Below are 15,458 nucleotides of genomic sequence, written 5' to 3'. Positions count from 1 at the left end.
CCTGCATGGTCCCGGCAGCAGGCAATCAGAAACCGATTGCCTGCTGTTCGGGTTCGTTGACAGGGAAGACTGTGCTGTCATCACTCCACCGGCGTTCGTCCCGGGGTGAATGTCCGAAGACTTCCCGGTAGCATCGCGAAAAATGTGAAGTTGAACAAAAGCCGCTGGCAACCGCGATCCCTGTGATCGACAGGGTTGTCTGTAACAGCAGGTGCCGCGCCCGCAGCAGCCTGAGCCGCAGATAATGCCGGGCCGGTGTGGTGTTGAGATAGCGCCTGAACAGGCGCTCAAGCTGGCGCTGGGACAGGCCGACACGGCGGGCGATTTCCTCACGCGTCAGCGGGTCTTCCATGTTCTGCTCCATCTCGCGGATGGCTTTCACAAGTTGCGGATGGCTGATCCGCATCCGGGCATGAACCGGCAGATGCTGGATATCGCTGCCGTCGCGGATGCGCTCATGCATCAGCTGTTCGCTGACGGCGCCAGCGACTTCAGGGCCAAGACGGCCCACGATTTCATTCAGCATCATGTCGCCGGCCGCGTCACCACCGGCACAGGTGAACATTCTCCGGTCGATTTCATACAATGACGGTCGCACATCAACCTCAGGGAATTCCTCAACAAAGGAATCGAGGAATTCCCAGTGCAGGGTGCAACGGTGATCATCCAGCAGGCCAGCCCGGGCGAGGATGAAAGTGCCGGAATCCAGCGTGCCCAGATGGGTGCCGGCATTTGCCCAGCGTTTGACGGTCCGTATCAGATCACGGTCATGGAATTTGTGTCCCCCCATGCCACCACAGAGCACGACATTATCAGGATAGCGCACGTTCTCCACAGCGCTGGTCGGCAGAATGGTGGCGCCGAGACTGGCCTTCACCGGCTGTCCCTGCAGGGCGCAGGTCTCCCAGTAATAAACTTCCCGGCCACTGACATAGTTGGCGAGCCGAAGCGGTTCGATAGCTGCGGTAAAGGCGGTCAGAGAGAAATCAGGCAACAGAAGGAAATGGACTTTAACGGGTCCATCAGCAGTCGAGCCCTTCAGAAACGCATGTTCAGTCATGAAACCAGCATCAAAGGATCCAGGCACTAGACAATCCTGTTACACAGACCGTTGATGCTGTGGCGTATATTGTCAATCCGTTTCGGATAGCCGGCGACACTGGTTTTCAGACATCTGAATCCGGTTCGGAAGCTTTTCGCTGGTTGATGAAGTCAAGAATTGCTGCATCGATTTCCGGGGCCAGTGGCGGGGCCTCATATTCGGCCAGTGCTTTCTTCCAGGCAGCGTTGGCGCGCTGCTGAATATCTTGTGATCCTTCGGCCAGCCATTGTTCGAACGAATTGTTATCAGCCAGCGTCGACCGGAAGAAAGCGGTCTCGAAGTTCGCCTGGGTATGGGCGCAGCCAAGGAAATGCGATCCCGGTCCGACTTCACGCACGGCATCCATTGCCTGCCCGTTTTCGCTCAGATCAACGCCACCGAGATAGGTGCGTGCGGCGGCGCATTGATCGACATCCATCATGAATTTCTCATAACTCATGCAGAGCCCGCCTTCGAGCCAGCCAGCGGCATGCAGGACGAAATTCACGCCGCCATTCAGGGTTGGCTGGAAAGTCTGGGCACTTTCATAAGCAGCCTGGGCATCGGCGATTTTCGATCCACAGAGATTGCCGCCGCTGCGGAATGGCACACCCAGACGGCGGGCAAGCTGACCGGCACCCAGCAGGACCATCGCAGGTTCGGGTGTGCCAAAGGTTGGCGCGCCGGACTGCATGGAGATTGAAGAGGCGAAGGTGCCGAAGACAACCGGCGCACCGGGGCGGCAAAGCTGGGTCAGGGCCATTCCGGCCAGCGCCTCGGCATAAAGCTGGGTCAGGGTGCCGGCGACGGTAACCGGGCTCATCGCTCCGGCCAGAATGAAGGGAGAGACGACGCAGGCCTGATTGGCGCGGGCGTAGACTTTCAGTGCTCCCAGCATTGTGTCATCGAAAACCATCGGGGAATTGGCATTGATCAGGTTTATGACAACACAATTCTGATCAACGAAATCTTCGCCGAACAGCAGGCGCACCATCGTCATGGTGTCTTCAGCCCGTTTCGGGGCGGTGACCGAGCCCATGAAGGGTTTGTCGGAATATTTGATATGGGCATAGACCATATCCAGGTGACGCTTGTTGACCGGCAGGTCAACCGGTTCGCAGACTGTGCCGCCGGAATGATGTAGCCCGCGCGAGAGATAGGCGAGTTTCACAAAATTCTGGAAATCTTGAATGGTGCCATAGCGGCGGCCGCCATCGAGGTCACGGACAAAGGGCGGGCCGTAAGCCGGGGCCAGTACCGTATGCGGGCCACCAATCTGGACCGATCGCTCCGGGTTTCGGGCATGCTGAGTAAATTGCCGTGGAGCGGTGGCCTGTATGATGTTCTTGAGCATTCCTGGTTCGAACCGGACACGTTCGCCATCGACGGATGCGCCTGCATCGCGCCACATCCGGAGCACCTCATCATCACCCCGGAAGTCGATGCCGACTTCCTGCAGAAGGATATCCGTATTGCGTTCAATCAGATCCAGCCCTTCGTCATTCAGTACATCGAAGGTCGGGATGCCCCGCGTGATGAAGGGAACGGAAACCGAAGTGTCCTTTGAGCGGAGTGCCCGGCGGGCATCACGACCGCCACTGCGTCCACGTTTGCGGCCACTTTCCTGTTCAACTGCGGGGTCACTCATGGCGCACTCTCCGGCAAGGGTTAATCGATGGGCTTGTGAAGGCTGATGGTTGTACCGTCCGCACTGGCCTCAAAATCACCGTTCGAGACGGCCTGCATCCAGGCGGCTGTCCGGCGTAATCCGCCGAGCGGGAAGAAGTGCGCGCCGCGCAGCAGACTGTCGGGATCGCGGGCCATTTCCATGGCAAGGCCGCCGACAACCGCATCGGGTTCGCGGACCGACATCAGCTTGGTGATATTCCCTGCCTGCTTCATCAGCACCCGGATCGAATTGCCGACCCCGCAGGCGGTTGCATGGGCCATCAGCGTCTTCAGGGTGGCAAGGCCGGCAATACCGACATAGATCGGCAGGCGGTTGCCGTCTGCCCGCAACTGGCGTTCCCATTTTACGATCGGATCGACTTCAAAACAGAACTGGGTCGCGATATCCATCTGCAAACCGTGCTGCCCGGCAAACCGGTTCTTGTCGATCATCGCCTGACGCACGATGGCTTCCGGAATATCGGGACTGCCTTCGGGATGACCGGCAACGCCAATCCGGAAAATACCGTATTTCTGGAACAGGCCGGTTTGCAGCATCTGCAAGGTGCAGTCGAACTTTCCGACAGGCCGGTCAACGCCGCCCCCGATTGCCAGTACTTCGCGTATGCCGGCTTCCTCGCGCAGGGCCTTCAGAAAATCTTCCAGCATCGCGGTATCCGGTATGGAGCGGGCGGCGATATGCGGTACCGGCTCAAAGCCCTGTTCACGCAGCATCCGGGCGGTATTGACCGTGGCCCGCCAGTCAGAGCCGGGCAGGAAGGTCACCATGACACGCTGGCCCGGCGACAGATGGGTGGTGAAATCACCGACTTTCGTTGCCTGAGTTGGCGTTACCTCAACGGAACAGCCGTCCAGAAAACGGATGATCGCCTGTTTTGCGACGAGATGCGGATCAATGGCCAGATTATGCATTCGCGCCTCCCTCAGACCGTGCCACGGGTGCGGCGACGACGACGCCCTGACCCCTGCTGATCGATACCGCTGCCGCCTTCCGGCGATTTGACTGGAAGCGACACCTGACGTGCAAGATTCGCATAGTCAGCGGTTTTGTGAGGGATCGCCATGGCAGCGACAAAATGATCCTGAAACTTTGGCTCGACCGCGGTTTCCACCTTTTCGACATTGCGGACGGTTTCAGCAATTTCCGACCGGGAGGCCCGGTTGAGCAGGGCGATACGCGCACCGGTCCCCGCAGCATTTCCCGCAGCCCAGACATTCGCCAGATCGCAGTCCGGAATCATGCCGAGCAGCATGGCATATTTCGGGTCAATATGGCTGCCAAAGGCTCCTGCGAGAATGATCCGGTCAACCATATCGACGCCAAGCCGGTCCATCAGCAACCGGGCTCCGGCATAAAGCGCAGCCTTGGCCAGCTGGATTGCCCGGATGTCATTCTGGGTGATCCGCATCTCCGGCTCACCGGCTTTCAGCAGATAGGAAAAGGTCCGGCCATCAGGAATGATCCGGGGGCTCTGATCAGCTTTTGAGCCGTCAATCACGCCGTCTTCACTCAGGATACCGGCCAGGAACATTTCACCAATAACCTCGATGATTCCTGAACCGCATATTCCGGTCACGCCGATTTTTGCGGTTCCGGCGTCAAATGCCGGGTCGTCGGACCATAATTCAGACCCGATAACCCGGAACTTCGGTTCCAGTGTCTCCGGGTCAATGCGCACCCGTTCAATGGCACCGGGGGCAGCCCGCTGGCCGCAGGAAATCTGGGCACCTTCAAAGGCCGGGCCGGTAGGGCTGGAACAGGCCAGCAGTCCGTCACGATTGCCGAGTACGATCTCGGCATTGGTGCCGACATCGACGATCAGCGTCAGGGCTTCGGTAAGGTGAGGGGCTTCCGACAGGATGACGGCAGCACAATCAGCTCCGACATGTCCGGCAATGCAGGGCAGGAAATGCGCCCGGCAGCCGGGATTGACCATGACCTCGATCTCGCTGGCCCAAAGCGTGAGCGGGGCATCGGTGGCGAGGGCAAAAGGGGCACCGCCAAGTTCAATCGGATCAATGCCGAGGACAAGATGATGCATGATCGGGTTGCCGACGATGGTCATCTCGATGATATCGGTCAGGTCGATCCCGGCTTCTGTGGCAGCCTCCTGCGCCAGATCGTTGAGGGCCTGACGGACAACACTCGTCAGCATTTTCTCACCGCCGGGATTCATCATGATATAGGAGATGCGGCTCATGAGGTCTTCGCCGAAGCGGATCTGAGGATTCATCTCGCCCACCGCAGCGACGACTTCGCCGCTGGACAGGTTCGTCAGATGGGCGGCGATGGTGGTGGAACCGACATCAACCGCAAGGCCGTAGATGATATCCTTGAAGCCCGGCCAGATGTGGATCAGCTCACGCTCGTTGCGGACAGCGACAGTCACTTTCCAGTCTCCCGCACGGAGAACCTTCTGCAGGCTGTGCAGGGCCGGGCGGTCGATCCGCAGTTCACCGACCTCCCACTGCTCGGACAAAGCCAGATACAGCCGTTGCAGATCGCCGGTAGGGTCATGCATGTCAGGCTGGCGTACCTCGACATAATGCAGGCGCACGACCGGGTCTATTTCAATGGCCCGCGCCTCGACGCGCTTGCGCACCATCTGGCGGTGCACCTGGCTGGTTTCCGGCACATCGACAACAATGTCGCCTTCGATCAGGGCTGAACAACTGAGCCGCCGGCCTTCTTTCAGGCCACGTTTTTCAGCGTATCGCTGTTCAACGGCCCCCACCGGCGACAGATTGCCCGGATCTGAACTGATGGCGAACTTGGCGAATTCACCGCTGTTGATATCGACCTGACAGCGTCCACAGAGACCACGTCCGCCGCAGACCGAGTCCACGTCCACCCCGAGGCTGCGTGCGGCCTGTAACAGTGGTGTACCATGGGGGAAGCGCCCCCGGCGACCGGACGGTGTAAAGACAACGAGGGCATCAGCGGTTTTCATGGCTCAGCCTCTGCGGCGGCGGCCTTCGCGGCGCCCGCGGGCACCAGCGGCCTCTGACGCGGGGTCCAGCGGTTCACGGAACTTCCGGATCCAGCGCTTACAGTCCGGGTCATTGCCCATCAGGATATCAGCGCCCATCACCGCCGCCATTTCCTCGCTATGCAGCGGGTTCATGATGGCCGAGGTCATGCCGGCACCGGATGCCATGGCAAGGAAGGCCGCGTTCATGCCGTGACGGTTTGGCAGGCCAAAGCTGATGTTCGAGGCGCCACAGGTTGTGTTGACCCGCAACTCCTCACGCAGTCGGCGGATCAGACGCATGGCAGACGGACCGGCGGAGGCCATGGCACCGGCCGGCATGACGAGGGGGTCAACGATGATGTCTTCATGACCAATTCCGAAGTCGGCGGCACGTTCGACAATCTTCTTTGCCACCTTGAAACGCTCGTCCGGGTCTTCGGAAATCCCGGTCTCGTCATTTGAAATCGCGACGACAGCCGCCCCGTATTTTTTGACCAGCGGCAGCACCCGCTCCAGCACTTCATCTTCGCCGGTCACGGAATTGACCAGCGGCTTGCCCTGATAGACCGACAGCCCTGCCTCAAGCGCATCAACGATCGAGGAGTCGATCGACAGGGGGACATTGGTGATCGACTGGATCAGTTTGATGCAGTCCGCCAGAATTTTCGGCTCGTCCGCCAGCGGGATACCGGCATTCACGTCGAGCATGGTGGCCCCGGCTTCGACCTGTGCGATGGCTTCGATTTCGACACGGCTGTAATCGCCACCCTTCATCTCTTCGGAAAGGCGTTTGCGGTTTGTCGGGTTGATCCGTTCACCGATTACGCAGAACGGGTGGTCGAAGCCGATGATGATCTCTTTCGAGGCGGATGAGATGCGGGTTTCGGTCATATCTGTTGTCCGTTCAGTTCTGTGTGGTGCTGTCGGGGGCCGCAGAGGCCGCCTCCCGGATGAAATGTTCCAGATCACCCATACCGGTCCGGACCCGCTGGTAATCCAGTCCCAGCCGGCCGGCAGCTGCTCTGGCGCGCTGATCGAGATCGTCATCCTCTGTCTGGGCCAGATAGACGACACGGGTGTAATTGCCGAAATAGCTTTCAAGGAGATGCGGAAACCGGTCCAGACCGAGCCCGCGCCAGACCACGGCCTCGAAATGCCGGGCGAGAAAATCGGTCAGGTACAGGGTGCCCGGCGCGTCATCGCTGAGCGCGGTGAAGACCGGTTCAGTGGCATAGAACTGATAGCAGTGGGGTCCGTCGATCCGGGGCACGTCATACTGCTCAAGAACCCGGTCCAGTGCGCCACCGGTGCCACAGTCTGCCAGAGCGGCGAATATCCGGCGATATTTTCCCCGGGCAGCCAGAATTTTGCGTTCTACTGCGGCCGGTATCAGTTGCGGACGGTTGTGCAGTTCGGCGGCAATGCAGGTGACATCCAGATGCGACCAGCCACCCGCCCTGATAACAGCAAGGGTTTCACGCGCCAGTGCGCCACAGGCGATAATCAGTGTCGAGGCATCGTCTCCGGTGACGGCGTCGAATTCCTCCAGCGGTCCGGACATGGCGGTCAGCCCCTGTCCGGCTCAGCCGCGCGCCAGCTGGTTGTGTTTTCGTTTGATAAGATCGGCCGCAGTTTCAACGGCGACTGCCGCGTCCCGGCAATAGGCGTCGGCACCCACAGCTTCAGCAAATTCCTCGTTCAGGGGGGCACCGCCAACCAGAACGATATATTTGTCGCGCAGACCTTTCTCGACCAGCGTGTCGATCACCACTTTCATGTAGGGCATGGTGGTGGTCAGCAGGGCGGACATACCGAGGATGTCCGGCTGATGTTCCTCCAGCGCGGCAAGGTAGTTTTCGACAGGATTGTTGATGCCGATATCAATGACATCGAAGCCGGCGCCTTCCATCATCATGCCGACAAGATTCTTGCCGATATCATGAATGTCGCCTTTCACGGTGCCGATGACCATCTTGCCCATCTTCGGTGCGCCTGTTTCCGCCAGTAGCGGTCGCAGCACGAACATTCCGGCTTTCATGGAATTGGCGGCGTTGAGGACTTCCGGGACGAACAGGATACCATCGCGGAAATCGATACCGACGATCCGCATACCCTCGACCAGTGCCTTGGTCAGTACATCATAGGGAGTCCAGCCGCGGTCCAGCAGGATATGGACACCTTCGACAACCTCGTCGGCCATGCCGTCATAGAGGTCATCATGCATCTGTTCGACGAGTTCTTCGTCATTCAGATCCGCGAGAATGAGATCGTCTTCGATACCGTCGCTCATGCCGAACCTCCCTGGGGACAGGCTATGTCATGAGAACAGGATATACGCGTCACGCGACCCTTCAGACGGGCATCAATGCGACACGGAATTTACCAAACACGACCGACATCGGGATTAAGCGTCAGGCCCGACCATAGAGGGGCGGTTGCCTGACGCAATCGACGGGGTCATGTGCGGGCGGTGTACTTGCTCAGATGGTCTTCATAGGCCAGCAGATACATGCATTTCTTCATCGCTTCATCAAACTTGCCGGCAGCAACCAGATTGCCAACTTCAGAAATGATGATCGATGTGGAAGGGGCGCTGGAGACGATATCGCGGGACAGCTGCAGGAATGTCTTGTTCCAGTCAGAGAAAGCCTTCTCCGGCGCGACATACATGTTCATCACCACATAATAGAGTTTCAGCGACGGTGTGTCGGCGTCCTTGGCATTGATGATTTCGTTGCTTTCCAGCACCGGCCCATCACCATGCACCAGCAGCTCGACGCTGCTTCCGGAAGTGTTTTCGACAACCATGCCACCAATGATGGCTTTGGCGCCTGCTTCGATTTTCAGACTGGTCTGTTTCATCACGGGTCCCCAATGACAGAAGCGCCGGTCAGGCCGGCTAACATCAGTAGTTTTAACCCTGACAGTTGAATCAATGGTTAATGGGAAATTCACCATGCGACCTGTGGCGCTCCGGGCCGGGGACAGATAACCTGACGGCATGTTCTGTCATATCAGTCGTCTCGCTCTGTTCCTTGTTATTTTTCTGATCGCGCCGGGTCTCGCAGTGGCAGCCTGCCGTGTGGATGTGACCCCGGTGGTCACGCTTGATACGCCGTTTCCGCAGGTGGTTTATGACCGCAGCAAATCCCGCGCCGTCCTGTCTGCCCGGGCACAGGCCCATTCGGCACGGCCGGACATGCCGAAACAATCAACGGCGGGTCTGACGTCCTACAAATTCGCTACACGCTTCACCTTTACCGGTGCGATGGGGAAAGTGGACGGCAAATGGTGTTTCCGGGCCCGTCAGGTGAATCTGTCTGTTGGTTATGACCGGATCACGGTGCTGATTGACCGTAAATATGTGTCCCGGTCCTGTGAATATTCGGTCATCCTGGATCACGAAAACCGGCATGTGGAAATTCTGCGGGAATCGGTTGATCTGGTGGCCGAGGAAATGCGGGCTGCCCTGCAACGGGGGCTGCGCTTGCGCGGTGCCGCCGCCGGGGCAACCCAGAATCAGGCCCGGCAGGCGCTGGGTCGCGTGGTTACGGAGATGATGCGCCCCTATATCAAACAGATGTCGGATTACCGCCGGACCCAGAATGCCGCTATTGATACACCGGCCAGTTACGACCAGAGCCGGCGAGAATGTCAGAACTGGTGATCATCTGGCTCTTGCAATGGTCCGCCTGAACCGGTAAAAGCCCGCTTCCCGACGACGACAGACTATCGTCTCAAGGCAAGGGCGCGTAGCTCAGCGGGAGAGCACCTCGTTGACATCGAGGGGGTCACTGGTTCAATCCCAGTCGTGCCCACCATGAAAACCCCGGCGGAAACGCCGGGGTTTTCGCCGTTCTGGCCTTTATTCGTGGAAGCTGTCGGGCATATCCGTCAGTTTCCGGAAGGCCCGGAAGGGGCGGGTGAGGTGGCGGCGGGTGAGAATGTGGTAAAGGCGGTTTTTCCAGCCGAGGCCATAGGCTGCATAGTCAATTTCCTGATAGCCATAGATGTCGGTAACCAGTGCAGCGGCCTGCCGGTAGGCGGGACGGACGGCGTCATCCATAAAGAAAATACCGCCGACGGCCAGCAACTGGTCCATCAGATAAGTCTCGTAGAGCAGATGGTCAGTTCTGCGCCAGCCGTCGAACAGAATGAAATCGAATCGTCGGTCTGCCAGCATCAGCTCCGCCAGTGCCTTCTGGGAGACGTTTTCAATATGGGTATGACGCCCGGCCATGCCGGACTGGTCGATGGTGTCGCGGCCCAACTGGTTGAAGGCTTTCGGCGACCAGTCAATTGAGGTGACGGTGGCTTCCGGAGTGCTCTGGGCAGAAAGCATGTAAAGCGCGGTTGAGCCGGTGCCAAAACCGGTTTCCAGACAGCTCTGGCAATCATTGTTGCGAACAAGCTGGAACAGCAGATCCCCTTCATCAACCGGGCAGACCGGCATGCCGGACAGTTCCGGGCGCTGTAACTGGTCGCGGACGGGGCGGGTCAGATCAAGGGGAAGATAGGTCAGCCAGGCCTTGAGAATGCGGCGTATCATATGCGGGTGATCCAGACTGCCGGAAAGATTCACCCGTGGTAATGAACTGCGGATAAACCTGCAAGCCGGGATGGCCTGCAGGTTTGCCGGGACTGCGGTACAAAAGGGTTGTCTGCACCCGTTTCAATGCTGGTCTGAGATCAGGGCTTCAGTTCAAAGATGGCGACCGTACCGCTGACCTCAAAGGCTGCGATCAGCAGGGGTTTGCCGTTCGGGCTTTCCGATGCCGGGATAAAATCGAGACCTTCCGGTGAGTTGTGGCGGGTGTCCGGCATCAGATAACCGGCAAACTTCGGATTGGCCGGGTTGGTGATGTCATAGGCAAAGATGGCGTTGTTGCGTTCCATGCCGATGAAGGCGTAGTGACGTCCGTCAATGGCACCCAATGTCAGGGCTTCCGGTTCTGGTCCCTTGTCGTCGGAACGCTGATCCTGTTCAGCAGCTTCACCATTGGCATTGAACAATTCCGGGTTACGTCCGGCGATGATGGCTTCAAAGGCATTGCCGCTGTCGAACAGCAGTTCACCGTTTGTCGTCCAGATCGAGAAAGAACGGCCGCCATAACCATAAATCTGGTCATGATCGCCGTCGCCGTCGGTATCGCCGAGGGTCATCGTGGTTTTCATCCGGCCCAGATTCGCCGGTTGCTGAAGGGTTGCAGCGTCAGGGAAGGCTGTCGGGTCCAGTTTCAGTTTTGCAACACGGGTTTCTTCAGAGAAACCGTCATAGTCTTTTGAGTCGCCTTCATTGGCGGTCACCAGATAGGTTTGGCCACCCACCCGATAGGACTGGATAGCATCGGGCTGATACATCAGGCGGACCGGCCAGCTTCGCATATTCACACCATCGTCTTTATCCGACATGTCATGTGCCTGATGGCTGATGTTCTTGAACCCGAAACCATAAAGGCCGGTGATCGAGGCGGTCGGCAGGTCAATCACAGCGAGTGCATTATTTTCCTGAAGAGTTGCATAGGCTGTCCGGTTGTTGCTGTCGACGGTGACATATTCCGGTTCGGCATCGCTGGCGAAGCTGGCGCCGGGTTTTACAATACGGGCGCCCGTGGGCATATGGCTGCCATAGAGCGAGACATGGCTGACGCGCGGTCTGTCGGCCCCGTCGCTCAGATCGAGGATTGTGAAGCCGCCGGGCGGGTCTGTCTTATAGTCTTTCGAGGGCTGTCCCTCATTGGCTGAGATGACAAAGCGCCCGTCTGATGAGAAAGCAAGATTGTCGGGCAGGGGGCCGGTTTCAACTGCGGCCATAGGCTGACCGTCCCTGCCGAACAGAACGATACGCCCGGCATCTCCTGCTGCTTTGCCGGGTACGCTGGCGGCAATCAGATCGCGATGGACGGCAACGGCAGTGACTTCACCTCCGTCCAGGTCCAGCGGGGATGCTTTCACCGGATGGGCCGGGTTGGAAATGTCGATCCGGGAAAGCTGCCCGTTGGCGGATGATGTCACGATGATCATGCCGGTTGCGGGCTGGTATCGCAGCATTTCGGCATAACCTTCGCCAACACCAACCTGTGTTGAACCGATCTCTGTAAGATCGAGGGCGGAGGCCGCGCCGGTGGACAGTATCAGACCGCAGAGTCCGGTAAATATGGTACGCATCAGTTTGTGTCTGCTTTCATGTTCAGGAATGTGCAGCCAGAAAACATGATACTATTGACGGTTTTATGACAGGGTGGTGGCTGTTCACTGTAGTCAGATGTGATGCTGCACCATCCGGTGCCGGGCTATCAGTTATAGCCCGGCACCGGGCCGGTTCTGCTGGTCAGACTGAAAACAAGCAGCCTGTCAGGTTAATCGTCGGCGCCTGCGCCTTCCGGCAGGGCTGTGACAGCTGGTGAGGTGGATGACTCACGCATGAACAGTGACATCAGTGGCGGAATGACCAGCAGGGTGAGGAAGGCAGACAGGGTAAGGCCGCCGAGCACTACAGAACCCAGGCCACGATACAGTTCTGATCCGGCACCCGGCATGAAGACCAGCGGCAGCAGACCGAAGATACTGGTCAGCGAGGACATGAAGATTGGCCGTACCCGCTGGCGGGTTGCCATACAGATGGCATCGGCCGCTTTCAGCCCGGTTTCCCGGAACAGATACAGGCTGTGGTCGACCAGCAGAATGGCATTGTTCACCACGATACCGATCAGAATCACAAACCCCAGCATGGTCAGCATGTCGAGTGCCTGATAACCCCCGATGTTCAGCAAAGCCAGCCCGCCGATGCCACCGGCTGTTGCCAGCGGAACAGACAGCATGATGATCAGCGGATAGACGAAGCTTTCGAACAGAATCGCGATTACCAGATAAACAATGATGATGGCGACAAGGAGGCTGTATTGCAGGGCCTGCCAGGTTGCCGACAGATCATCAGCCGCACCGGAGAGCTGGAGCTTGACGTCGTCCGGCAGACCTTCGGCACGCATCTTGTCGATGACTTCCGTGCGGATCATCTCGACGGCGGTTTCCAGGGGTATCTTGTTGTCGGGACGAATTTGCAGGGTGATTGCCCGTGCCCGGTCCTTATGGCGGATTTCGGTTGGCCCGGCGGTCATGCTGACTTCTGCCAGCGAACTGACGGGGACGATATCGCCGGAGGGGGTGACGACAGGCAGATTACTGATGCCCTGAGTCTGGGTAACATTGGACACCGGCCCCTGCAGCATGAGGTCCATGCGCCGGCCTCCAATGGTGATTTCGGTAATCCGGACCCCGTCATTGAAGGCATCGACAGTAGTGGCCAGGTCGCGCGCGGTCATATCGGCTTCGGAGACACGGGTAAGGTTGGGAATGACCCGGATTTCCGGGGCCCCCAGTTCAAGGCCGGGAAGCGGGCGCACCTGTGTACCGTCTTTACGCGGCAGAATTTTCGCAATCAGTTCATCGGCACGCTGTCCATAGGCGATGAGTTCTTCGAGATTCTCGCCGGTGATATCCAGTTCGATCGAACGTGATCCGCCAATGCCCCGGCCGAAGAGAGACGCCTGCGTGATGAATCCGCGGCTGCCCGGCTCCCGGAATACGGGCTGGCGAAGCAGTGGAATAAGTTCACCGACACGATTGCCTTCGACAGCGGTTGCACCAACGAAAGTCTGATCCCGGAACGAGACGACAAAGAAATGTTCGATTTTCGGCGGGCTGCCGGGTTCGGAGGCCGGACCGGTTTCAGATGCCCAGAGCGATTTTACCGACTTCTCGATTTCTTCCGCGACCCGTGTGGAGGCATCAAGGTTATAGCCGGGCGGTGGCTGGACACGACCGATCACGAAGTTGCGGTTGCCGTCCGGCAGGTAATCCAGCTGTGGCAGGAAGATATAGGTGGCGCTGCCGGCACCTATGACGACGACCGTGACAACAGCGATGGCTGCCAGCTTCTGGCGGGAAACAAAGCCTGTATAGCGGTTGAGCGAGGCAACGAAAAAGCGGGCAAAATGATCAATGCCCGGCAGGTTCAGCCGTTTGCCGGACAGGCTGCCGGAATTCGCCAGCAGGCGGCTGGACAGGGCGGGAATGACCGTAATGGCAACCAGCAGTGACAGCAGCACCGATACGGAAATCGCAACGGCGATATCACGGAACAGCTGACCGGCAGTAAGCTCCAGCAGCAGGATAGGAATGAAGACGACAACGGTTGTCAGCGCCGATGCGAAGACGGCTCCCCAGACCTGTTTGGCACCGATATAGGCGGCCTCGGGGGCGCTTTTGCCTTCCTGCCGGTGCCGGTAGATATTCTCAAGCACGACGATGGCTGCGTCGACAACCATCCCCACGGCAAAGGCAATCCCGGCGAGTGAAATCACATTGATGGAAAGGCCAAGTGCTGACATTGCGACGAACGTGCCGATGACGGAAACCGGAATGGCCAGGCTGACAACCAGTGTCGCCCTTATGGAGCGCAGGAAGGTCATCAAAACCATCGCGGCCAGCGCACCGCCAAGCCAGATATTGCCGGTGACGAGTTCAATGGCCTGATCGATGTAGGTAGTGTCGTCATAGATCATGGTCATTTCGAGACCGGTCCGCTTTGCAATACCGGCATTCATTTCGGCGACGGCAGCACGGACCTCGCGCATGGTCTCGATGACATTGGCGCCACGTTCGCGCACAACGTTGATGGCGACAGTTTCATTGCCGAGATAGCGACGCTGGCTCGTCGATTCCTTGTAGGAGAATTCGACTTTTCCGATATCGGCGACCGTCACCCGGCTCAGCCCGCCGAGATTCCGGTCCTGCTGGGTCCGAAGAACAACCTGATTGACCCGCTCGACCGTTGTTGTCTCTGATTCCGTCCGAACGATATAGCGGCGTTTGCCTTCGTCCACGGATCCGGCGGAAACCGACGCGTTGGCACCGCGCAGGGCATTCAGGACGTTTGGCACGGTCAGTCCGAAACGCGCCATGGCTTCCGGATCGATTATAATCCGCAGTTCGCGTTCGGTCCCGCCCCAGGGATAGACCTGGCTGACGCCCTGAATGCGCTGCAACCGGTCCATGATGACATCTTCGATAAAGTCGCCGTAATTCTCGATATTCTGTGTGTTACCGGGGAGTTGCTGAATGGCGATGCGGGCAATCGGATTGTCCTCTGACCCCGATGTCCGGATTGAGGGCGGATCTGCCTCGGCAGGCAGGCCGGAAATGCCGATCAGACGGTTGGATACCAGCACAAAGGCCTTATCCATGTCCTGTGTAACAGAGAACACCAGTGTCACGCGGGAGCGCCCCTGCTGTGACTGGCTTTCCATATCCGTCAGGCCCTCAAGGCCACCCAGTTCTTCTTCAAGACGGGACGTGACCTCGTTCTCGACATCAGCAGGGGCAGCGCCTGGCCAGTTGACCGTGACCTGAAGGACAGGCTGCTGGACATCCGGGGTCAGCTGGATCGGAATGGTCCTGAGAGCGACAAAGCCGAACAGGACAATCATGGCGACAATGGCAACCATCGCCGTGGGTTGCTTGATAGCCAGACGGATAATGTTCATGGCAGCGGTTTACCTCCCCGGATCGCGCAGATCGTGCAGCGTTTTATGTCACAATCATGGCGAAATGCTGCCTCCGGGCAGGTTCCAACGCTCCTGAACCGGGACATCGTCTCAAATGTAGTACATTTGGGGCAAAGTTCTAAATAAATATCATGTTCAGTGAACACATAA

Annotated in this window: 12 protein-coding genes and 1 tRNA gene; 2 read left to right on the top strand and 11 right to left on the bottom strand. The window is 58.4% G+C overall.

Annotated features, from left to right (window positions below):
* Positions 1-25: 25 nt before the first annotated feature.
* The 8 genes from GH722_18700 to GH722_18665 form a co-directional block, all read right to left on the bottom strand.
* The gene (locus tag GH722_18700) at positions 26-1,060 is read right to left on the bottom strand and encodes a helix-turn-helix domain-containing protein (protein ID MRG73795.1); all 1,035 of its coding nucleotides are present in this window, start codon (positions 1,058-1,060) and stop codon (positions 26-28) included.
* A gap of 106 nt (positions 1,061-1,166) precedes the next feature.
* Positions 1,167-2,729, bottom strand: a complete 1,563-nt coding sequence (locus GH722_18695; GenBank protein ID MRG73794.1) for a trimethylamine methyltransferase — start codon at positions 2,727-2,729, stop codon at positions 1,167-1,169.
* A gap of 20 nt (positions 2,730-2,749) precedes the next feature.
* Entirely contained in the window at positions 2,750-3,682 is a 933-nt protein-coding gene (locus GH722_18690; GenBank protein MRG73793.1) for a metFprotein, read from the bottom strand.
* Between the two features lie 11 nt (positions 3,683-3,693).
* Positions 3,694-5,721: a DUF4445 domain-containing protein gene (locus GH722_18685; GenBank protein ID MRG73792.1), complete on the bottom strand. Its 2,028-nt coding sequence runs from the start codon at positions 5,719-5,721 to the stop codon at positions 3,694-3,696.
* A 3-nt stretch (positions 5,722-5,724) separates the two neighbouring features.
* Positions 5,725-6,633 (bottom strand): methyltetrahydrofolate cobalamin methyltransferase, encoded by a 909-nt coding sequence (locus GH722_18680; GenBank protein ID MRG73791.1) that lies wholly within the window; start codon positions 6,631-6,633, stop codon positions 5,725-5,727.
* A 13-nt stretch (positions 6,634-6,646) separates the two neighbouring features.
* The gene (locus GH722_18675; GenBank protein MRG73790.1) at positions 6,647-7,303 is read right to left on the bottom strand and encodes a DUF1638 domain-containing protein; all 657 of its coding nucleotides are present in this window, start codon (positions 7,301-7,303) and stop codon (positions 6,647-6,649) included.
* Between the two features lie 21 nt (positions 7,304-7,324).
* Positions 7,325-8,032: a cobalamin-binding protein gene (locus tag GH722_18670; GenBank protein MRG73789.1), complete on the bottom strand. Its 708-nt coding sequence runs from the start codon at positions 8,030-8,032 to the stop codon at positions 7,325-7,327.
* Between the two features lie 167 nt (positions 8,033-8,199).
* Entirely contained in the window at positions 8,200-8,745 is a 546-nt protein-coding gene (locus GH722_18665; GenBank protein MRG73788.1) for a hypothetical protein, read from the bottom strand.
* On the opposite strand from GH722_18665, the gene GH722_18660 reads away from it, so the two are divergent.
* A complete protein-coding gene (locus tag GH722_18660) occupies positions 8,744-9,409 on the top strand; it encodes a hypothetical protein (protein ID MRG73787.1) in 666 nt (221 codons plus the stop codon). The genes GH722_18665 and GH722_18660 overlap by 2 nt on opposite strands.
* Positions 9,410-9,488: 79 nt before the next feature.
* Positions 9,489-9,563, top strand: a tRNA-Val gene (locus GH722_18655).
* A gap of 44 nt (positions 9,564-9,607) precedes the next feature.
* Here GH722_18655 and GH722_18650 read toward each other — a convergent pair.
* The 3 genes from GH722_18650 to GH722_18640 form a co-directional block, all read right to left on the bottom strand.
* Positions 9,608-10,291 (bottom strand): hypothetical protein, encoded by a 684-nt coding sequence (locus GH722_18650; protein ID MRG73786.1) that lies wholly within the window; start codon positions 10,289-10,291, stop codon positions 9,608-9,610.
* Positions 10,292-10,431: 140 nt separating this feature from the next.
* Positions 10,432-11,910 (bottom strand): alkaline phosphatase, encoded by a 1,479-nt coding sequence (locus GH722_18645; GenBank protein MRG73785.1) that lies wholly within the window; start codon positions 11,908-11,910, stop codon positions 10,432-10,434.
* 191 nt (positions 11,911-12,101) lie between these two features.
* Positions 12,102-15,287, bottom strand: a complete 3,186-nt coding sequence (locus GH722_18640; GenBank protein MRG73784.1) for an MMPL family transporter — start codon at positions 15,285-15,287, stop codon at positions 12,102-12,104.
* Between the last annotated feature and the right edge of the window lie 171 nt (positions 15,288-15,458).

Source organism: Alphaproteobacteria bacterium HT1-32 (genome assembly GCA_009649675.1).
Taxonomy (GTDB): Bacteria; Pseudomonadota; Alphaproteobacteria; order Rhodospirillales; family HT1-32; genus HT1-32.
Note: the sequence above shows the minus strand (reverse complement) of the source record. Positions and strands in the feature narration are given on the sequence as shown.